Here is a 3,375-nt window from a genome sequence, read left to right as displayed (position 1 = left end):
AACGTAATGTTTTCATTGCTTATATTTTTCTCAAATATACGACTTTTTTGCGATTCAGTTTCGGACCGTCAAAATGTGCTACAACGGCTGGGGGTGTGACAAGTTTGGGGGAACGGGGCTTGGGATTTATCCCACGTTAAGAAGTTCCCTGCGTGCCGACCCGCTTCCGTAACCTATTCAGCCCAAATTGGTTACACCCCTTGTTAGCGTTTCGTTGCTTGGTCTATTCTTTAATTCTCTTTTTGTTATCCACGAAAACCCTTTCATTTAATTTTTTAAGTGTTTTCATAAAGTCCTTGTCATTCAAAACGGATAATTGATACCTTGCAATTTCTCTTAGTCTTAGAAATCGTTCTTCCTTTGTTACATTTTCCTTAATCATTTCAGCATTAAGTGCTTCAAGATTTGATAAGATAGCAAGTTCATTAATGCTTGCTATATCTCTAATATTCATTGTTTTTTTTGATAATTCAGGATTTGCTTCCCGCCAATCTTTTGCAGTACAGTTAAATAAAGCAACATTCAACAAGTCTGCTTCCTCTGCATATGTTAACCACCCTGTTCCCTTTTCATAATTTTTATTCGGAAGAATGTAGTTTTTAACTGCGTCTGTGTGAATAAAATAGTTAGTCTTACTTAAAATTCTTTTTACGTTCCATTCTAAATTATATTCATTAGTTTCAATTTCTTTAAGTCGTTGATATTCTGTTATCAAATACAACTTAAAAGTTGGACTTAACCAAGAAGCGAACTCAAATGCGATGTCTTTGTGTGCATAGGTTCCTCCGTAACGTCCAGATTTTGATGTAATTCCTATTGCATTTGTTGATTCTATCCAACGCTTTGGAGTTAGAGTAAAGCTATTTGAACCAGACTCAATTCTAAAGGCATCGAATTCGATGCCTTTAAAATTCGGATTATTTAATTGTTCCCAAAGTCCAAGAAATTCAACTGTACTTCGAGTTCTCATCCAGTTTTGAATGACATAATTTGTTCTTTCCGAGTCTCTATACTTTGCCATATCAGTGATTGAGATGTATTCTTCTTCATTCTGTTTATACAGAACTATCTCAATTTCATTGACATTTAATTTTGTTTTACTCATTTGTTTGTTCTTTTGATAGAACAAATATAATCAATTTTCTATCAGAGAAGGGTTTTTGGGTCGTCCGTCGCAATGAACGCTAACGGCTGGGGGTGTGGCAAGTGTGGGAGAGCGGGCTACGTTTTCGTCCCCCGACGAAAACGCCCGAGCGGGCGAAAAAGCTCCGAGTTCCCAGTACCAACCCACATTGGCTACACCCCTTGTTGGCGTTTCGTTGTTGATTTTCTATTTATTTCGTTTCCTTAAATGCCTGAAAATTAAAATGTAAATCTAGTTATGGTGCAATTGGTGCAATTATGGTGCAATTCATAATTCATAGTATGAACCTGCACCTTTTGTGTTCGATGATTTAATTAAACCCCTATCCACCAACTCACTTAAATCTCTTGTCGCTGTATTTCTTGAAACCTCATAAATTGTTTGGTATTCACTATTAGTGATTCTTTTGTGTTCATTCAAATATTTGATTGCTTTAATCTGCCGATTGTTAAGTCCTAGCGATTTTAGATGTTCTTCATTATAAGTTCCTTTCGAAAACTCAACCCAAAAACCAGACATATCATAGAATAGTTTAGGTTTTGGAATTCCAAACTGAACGCATTCTCTAATCATTTTTCGTATACCCCTTCCCCAAGATTCAATATACCCACTTCTGAAAAGTGCATTTGCAATGTCAGGATTGAATGGCTTTGAAGGATGCTTTTCAAAAAGTTTATCAATAGTCCAGTCATCGGGTAATTGTCCTTCGTTCCAAAACATAAGTTTTTCAGGGTAAACACTTATTTGAATGGGTACTCCACCAGAGTAATCCTTATGAGAAACTGCATTAAGCAAAGCCTCTCTAACGGCATCTTTTGGATATTCGTACTTTTCAACTCTGTTTAACCCTTCGTAACTTATTGATGATTTGATATATTTGGTAAAGAGCAAATCAATGGTTTTTTCTAACTGTTCAAATATATTTCCTTGAATTTCATCTTGAAATTTCAACTCATCATCTGTTTCAAAGTACCCGATTTTAATGAATGCACCTGTTACAAATTTAGCTGGGTTAGGATGAAATAATAATATAGCTGCTCTTTTAAGGTATTTGTTTTCAAGTAGTTTTAAATTTTCAAGCAAATTTTCATTGTCATCATTCAGAACATCATCATCAATTCTTTGGGCTTTAATGGCTTTCTTTCTAAAAATCTCAAAGGTCTCATTTTTTAAATCATCTATCCTAATCTTCGGGACAGGCACACCATCCCACCGAATTCCTTTTTTCTGAAGCAGAAATTTATCAAGCGCTGCACCTTTTAATTCCTGCTTTGTGCTTCCACTTCGATAATGGTATTGACCTTTGTAATTAACAGGATAGGGGTAATCTTCAATAATAATTTCAATGAAATCTCCTTCTTTTGTTTGATGTAGATTCACATCAACAATTATCCCCAAAATATCTCTTGTTTTGTTCGGAATTTCTTCGAGAAGTTTCTTGGATTCTTTCAGACCAACTATTTTCCCTGAATCATTCTTTCCGATAATAATTTTTCCACCACTTGCATTTGCAAATCCACAAATCCATTTCAGGTATTCATCTTTCCAAGATTCTTTCCACTCAATATTTTGATTTTCAGGCATAAATTCATTTATATTATTGAATTTCAAATATAAGGAAAAGAAATCTATTCAGAATACCGATTCGTAATTTTCGCCCTTACAATGAACGCCAACGGTGGAGGGTGTATAGCGTGCCCATCGAATGAAACAACGTCAACATCCCACGAGATAAAGTTAGATTGAAACGATCAAGTTTGCAAATCAGCGAATCCCTGGGCATGCTATGCAACCTATGTTAGGCGCTGTAGTTCGTTTTCCTTTCGTTAAAATTTCGGGGCAAAACATCCTTCAACGCAATCTATTCTATAAACTATTTCTAGAAATCATCAGCGGACGGAGAAGCTTGCCATCAAGCAAGCTGTGAGATCGGCACAATATTTTTTTCGGTCTCGACCATCTTCCCGCTTCAATTTCAAGGGCTGAATTAAACTCAAAATTTCCTATCAGGATTTCCTTTCGTTACGAAAATTAGGAAAGCCATCAGCTTTCAACTCCAATAAAATTTTCCAGACGATAAATTTGTATTCTGTTTTAACCCTAAATAACCAAGCATTTTTTTTACAATTTTATTATATGATTATCCGCTAATGTGCCTAAATTATTATATTTGTACAAAATATATTGAAAATGAATTTTATAGATTTTGTAAAGCAGCATCCTGATGAGAA

The 3,375-nt window shown here is 35.1% G+C and carries 2 protein-coding genes; both read right to left on the bottom strand.

Annotated features, from left to right (window positions below):
• Positions 1-223: 223 nt before the first annotated feature.
• Complete coding sequence (locus G8O23_RS17100) at positions 224-1,105, bottom strand: KilA-N domain-containing protein (protein ID WP_166367127.1); 882 nt, start codon at positions 1,103-1,105, stop codon at positions 224-226.
• A gap of 306 nt (positions 1,106-1,411) precedes the next feature.
• On the bottom strand, positions 1,412-2,728 hold the full coding sequence (locus G8O23_RS17095; protein ID WP_166367125.1) for an ATP-binding protein: 1,317 nt from the start codon (positions 2,726-2,728) through the stop codon (positions 1,412-1,414).
• Between the last annotated feature and the right edge of the window lie 647 nt (positions 2,729-3,375).

This window comes from Perlabentimonas gracilis (assembly GCF_011174675.1).
GTDB lineage: Bacteria > Bacteroidota > Bacteroidia > Bacteroidales > Tenuifilaceae > Perlabentimonas > Perlabentimonas gracilis.
The sequence above is the reverse complement of the archived record's forward strand: the minus strand, read 5'-3'. Positions and strand labels throughout refer to the sequence as shown.